This window comes from Alcanivorax sp. HI0083, assembly GCF_001635175.1.
Genome location: NZ_LWFX01000894.1, coordinates 1 through 4,364 on the forward strand (window position 1 = coordinate 1; position 4,364 = coordinate 4,364).

The 4,364-nt window shown below is 59.7% G+C and carries 5 protein-coding genes and 1 pseudogene; 5 read left to right on the forward strand and 1 reads right to left on the reverse strand.

Annotated elements, in window-relative coordinates:
* The 5 genes from A3754_RS27590 to A3754_RS08645 all read left to right on the forward strand — a co-directional run.
* A partial coding sequence (locus A3754_RS27590; protein WP_197468578.1) for an insulinase family protein occupies positions 1 to 463 on the forward strand: 463 nt, incomplete at its 5' end.
* On the forward strand, positions 453 to 1,070 hold the full coding sequence (rsmD, locus tag A3754_RS08630; protein ID WP_063519339.1) for a 16S rRNA (guanine(966)-N(2))-methyltransferase RsmD: 618 nt from the start codon (positions 453 to 455) through the stop codon (positions 1,068 to 1,070). The genes A3754_RS27590 and rsmD, both read left to right, overlap by 11 nt.
* A 171-nt stretch (positions 1,071 to 1,241) precedes the next feature.
* Positions 1,242 to 2,147, forward strand: a complete 906-nt coding sequence (locus A3754_RS08635; RefSeq protein WP_231880556.1) for a metal-dependent hydrolase — start codon at positions 1,242 to 1,244, stop codon at positions 2,145 to 2,147.
* A gap of 114 nt (positions 2,148 to 2,261) precedes the next feature.
* Positions 2,262 to 3,470: an NnrS family protein gene (locus tag A3754_RS08640; RefSeq protein ID WP_231880557.1), complete on the forward strand. Its 1,209-nt coding sequence runs from the start codon at positions 2,262 to 2,264 to the stop codon at positions 3,468 to 3,470.
* A gap of 37 nt (positions 3,471 to 3,507) precedes the next feature.
* Positions 3,508 to 3,792: a hypothetical protein gene (locus A3754_RS08645; RefSeq protein WP_063519341.1), complete on the forward strand. Its 285-nt coding sequence runs from the start codon at positions 3,508 to 3,510 to the stop codon at positions 3,790 to 3,792.
* 152 nt (positions 3,793 to 3,944) lie between these two features.
* Here A3754_RS08645 and A3754_RS27595 read toward each other — a convergent pair.
* Positions 3,945 to 4,364, reverse strand: a pseudogene (locus A3754_RS27595) (type I restriction endonuclease subunit R); the annotation flags it as partial.

Below are 4,364 nucleotides of genomic sequence, written 5' to 3' on the forward strand. Positions count from 1 at the left end.
GCGTGGTTACGTTTACGGTATCAGCAGCCATTTTGGTCCCATGGCCGCCGGTGGTCCGTTTCAGGTGCGTTTGCAGACGGCCAACGACAATGCCGACGACGCCCTGACCCTGACCTTGGATCTGATCGACCAGTTTGTGCAGGACGGCCCCACCGCAGAACAGCTGGAAGAAACCCGCACCAGCATTCTTGGCAGCTTTGCTCTGGGCACGGCGGACAACAGCGACATCATCGGCCAGCTTGGCGCTATTGGCTTTTACGACCTGCCGCTGGATTATCTGCAGCGGTTTAACCAGCAGGTGCGCACGGTCACAGCGGAAGACATTCGTGCCGCGTTCCAGCGCAATCTGACCCCGGACAATCTGGCCATCGTCAGCATCGGTCCCAAGGCACCGCAGATTCGTGCGGCCGATAGAGAGGCAGAAAATACCGCCGCCGAGGAGCCCGCTGATCGTGCCCCGTAAGCGTTCAGGTAAACGCCCCGGCGCCAGTACTGGCCCGGCGCAGAAAGGTCAGGTACGGATTATCGGTGGCGAACGGCGTGGTCATCGGCTGCACTTTGTGGACTACGGCGGTGATTTGCGTCCGTCGTCGGATCGTATGCGCGAAACCCTGTTCAACTGGCTGCAGTTCGAGCTGCCGGGGCTTCGGGTGCTGGACCTGTTTGCCGGCTCCGGCGCGCTGGGGGCGGAAGCGCTGAGCCGGGGAGCCCGGGATGCGGTGTTGGTCGAAAAGCAGCGCGAACGCTGCGCGGATTTGAGCCGGCAGTTAGCCCCATTGTTTGAGGGACGCATCACCGTGCATTGCGCCGATGCGTTGAGTTGGTTACCTGCGCAACGGGAACCGTTTGATCTGGTCTTCATTGATCCGCCCTACGATCTGGGTTTGGTGACGCCGGCCTGTGAGGCGCTGGAAGCCCACGGGCTGCTGGCGGACGGGGCGATTATCTATGTGGAAAGCCGCCGCCAGGGTGAAGTGCCTGCAGTCCCGGCGCACTGGGTGTTGTCAAAAGAAAAAAGCGGCGGCGATATTCATGCGCGGCTATACCGGCGGCAAACTGGCCCGGGTTGATAGGCGCTATGGCGGGAGTGTCGTGACGGCACAGTAAACCGGCGCCCGGGCACAGGCTGTGTCCTATTACGCCGTGCCTGGGCGGTGCGTGCTGGCAAAATGGCACAACCTGCACTTTCGTGCCAGTTTCGGTTGGCAAATACTGTGCCCATGAGCAATGAGGACACCGCCATGAATGCCAATGCAGCCACTGCTATAACCACCGGGCAACGCGATCAAGCGGCCAAGCGTCAGCCGCAGAAAAAAATCAATAAAAGTGACATTCAGCCCCGCAAGATGGATTTTGAATTTGATCCGTCCATGCCCCGTTACTGGTTCGACAATGACCAGTTCAAGACCATGCTGTTGACGGCGTTGTCCTGCACCTTTCCTGAAGGTGAACGCTTCTTTGTTCGTTCCGTGCGCCATTTTCAGAAAAACCTCACCGATCCCTTGCTGCGCGAGCAGGTGAAAGGGTTTATCGGCCAGGAAGCGCATCACGGCAACGAACACGATGCCTTCAATGCGTTTATGGAATCCAAGGGGGTGCCCACCGGCAAGGTGGACGCCTATGTGAAGGATGGCCTGAAATTCATGGCCAAGTGGTTGTCGCCGGAGCGGCAGCTGGCCAAGACCTGCGCGCTGGAGCATTTCACCGCCATGCTGGCGGAAATGATTCTGGAACATCCGGAATTTATCGAAGGTATGGACGAGCGCATGGTGCCGCTATGGTTGTGGCATGCAGTGGAAGAGAGCGAACACAAGTCCGTGGCCTTTGATGTGTACCGCGATCAGGTGGACAGCTACTGGGTGCGAACGTCGGAAATGGCCTTTACCACGGTGGAGTTCATCGGTTTTACCATTCTGCATTACAACCAGTTGCGCGCCGAGATGGATGATCCCACCGACTGGAAATCCGTGCGCCAGGGGCTCAACTGGCTGGTGGGCAACCCCGGTTGGCTGCGCAAGCTGGGCAAATCCTACCTGGCCTATTACAAGCGCGACTTCCACCCTTCCAAGCGGGACAGCGTTCATCTGCGCCAGCGGGGGCTGGAAAAACTGTCGCGGTTGATGAAGCGCCCGGGATTGCTGTCCTGATCCTCGCCTGACTGGCCGGGCCGTGATCCCGGTCAGTTTTTACCGCGTTATTACCATCAAGCTCGCCGGCAACCGGGTATATTCGAGGGTGTCTGTTCCGGCAGGGAGAGCCCGATGGCAACGCCAGATTCCACATCCGATACCCCCGGCGCGCAAGCCCGGCAGCCCCCGCGTGGATTGCAGGCGCCGCTGTTTGCGTTTCCGTTTCGTCTGTTTTTTCTTTCCGCAGCCTTAATTGCCGCCGTGCTGGTGCCGCTGTGGGTGTTCCTGCTGACCCGGGGAGGCCTGAATAACCTGGCTTTGCCCCCCATGCTGTGGCACCAGCACGAGATGCTGGCGGGGTTTCTTAATGCGGCCATAGCCGGTTTTTTACTCACCGCAGTCTGCAACTGGACCGGGGCATGGCCGGTGTCAGGTGGGCGGTTATTGGCGGTGTGGTTGCTGTGGTTGGCTGGCCGGTTGGCGATGATGTTTGCTGGCGCCTGGCCGATCCCGGCCAGCGTCATCGATCTGGCTTTCCTGCCGGTGCTTGCCTGGTTGGCGGGCATCCGCATCTGGCATGCCCGTCAGTACCGGCAGCTGGTGCTGATGATGGTGCTGGCGGCTTGCTGGGTGCTGGATCTGTTGTTTCATCTGTCCGCGTCACCGCGTTATTTGCATGCACTGGTGGTGCTTGCGGCGGTGCTGATACTGATTATCGGTGGACGTATTACCCCGGCGTTTACACGCAACTGGCTACAGGCTCGCGGCCGGGATAGCGCCCGGGTGCGCACCATCCCCTGGATGACGCCGGTGGGGCTGGCCCTGGCATTGCTGGTCGCGTTGCTGGTGGCGCTCAACATAAAAGGGACGCTACTGGCGGTGCTGGCGCTGGCCGCCGCGATAATGGCATTGCTGCGATTGGCGGGCTGGTCGTCCTGGCAGATCCGCGATGAGCCGCTGTTGTGGATTTTGCACCTGGGCCATGTGTGGGTAGTGCTGGGCTTTGTGCTGCTGGCGCTGGCCCAGTGGCATTGGGTGGCGCCGACCAGCTGGCTGCATGCTCTGGGGGCGGGTGCCATGGGCACCACTATCATGGGCGTCATGACCCGTGTGGCGGTGGGGCATACCGGCCGTGCCATGGTGCTGCCTCCCGGCGGTATCCTGCTGTATGCACTGGTGCTTGCGGCGGGCGGTTTGCGGGTGCTGACAGCACTGGGCTGGTTGCCCTGGCTGTTCGGGGTGTGGTTGTCGGCGGGGCTATGGAGCCTGGCCTTTGCCGGCTTCCTGCTGCTTTATGGGTCGGTGCTGACACGGTCGCGGGTGGATGGCAAGCCGGGATGATAGGGTGGGTAAAACAGCAACGGCCGGAGGACAGACTATGCACTGGCTGAAACGATGGCTTGCCCCCTGGCGCCAACGGCGTGGGGTAGCGCAGGAAACGGAGCATCCGGAATCGGAGGGAGACACCGCGCCTGGGCCGGCGCTGGGTGAGCATCACGCCGCCCATGGCAGTGATGAAGACCCGAAACCCTTGCATCGGGGGCGGCGGCGTCTGAAAGAAACCTACACCAGCCATTGGGATCTGGACTATATGCCCCGTGATGAGTTGGAAGAGGTGCTGTCCGGCGAGGTCGACAAGCCCGCCAGCGATGATGGCAAATAGAGCGCTGAATGAAGTGTCATCGTGGGATGCACTGATGAGCAGGCTGCAGGGTTTGTCTCACTAGTTAGCCTTGTCGATCGCCGGATGCTGGACGAAAAATGCTTATATTCAAAATCTGAAAATCGCTGGCGATTGCATGCGCCGCAAAGCCGTCAGCTATCTTTAGCTTGTTTTGCGTCTGAGGAGGTATTCAGGCGTGTATAGACATCCTGAAGAAGGTGGTCTCCAGCCAGATTGCGGAAATTATCGTCGTTCATTAGCCGGCTAAAAATTTCTTCGTTACCTTCCATTCGCTCGATGAAAAGCCCTTCCAGCATCTTGTTGAAGACGTAGGAAAAATTTTCCAGTGTATTGGCCTGAGCCGCTTCGCGCAGGGTATCGTTCTCCAGGGCTGATTCGGTGATCTGATCGAAAAAGAGCTGGTCGGCGGGGGTGAACTCAGTCCCGAATCGCTCGTTCAGTTTGCTGATCAGAGTGGAGAGCTCCACTTTGTCTTCCTTGGCACGGCCAGTGCCAACCTCGGTGGGGCCGTAAAGAGGTTCGGGTTCGCCAATACCAAGGTCAATGGCGCC

Bases quoted from the DNA above. Each gene is read 5' to 3' on its own strand.
- A3754_RS08635 (WP_231880556.1), top strand. From the start codon at position 1,242: ATGAATGCCAATGCAGCCACTGCTATAACCACCGGGCAACGCGATCAA.
- A3754_RS08645 (WP_063519341.1), top strand. From the start codon at position 3,508: ATGCACTGGCTGAAACGATGGCTTGCCCCCTGGCGCCAACGGCGTGGG.
- A3754_RS08640 (WP_231880557.1), top strand. From the start codon at position 2,262: ATGGCAACGCCAGATTCCACATCCGATACCCCCGGCGCGCAAGCCCGG.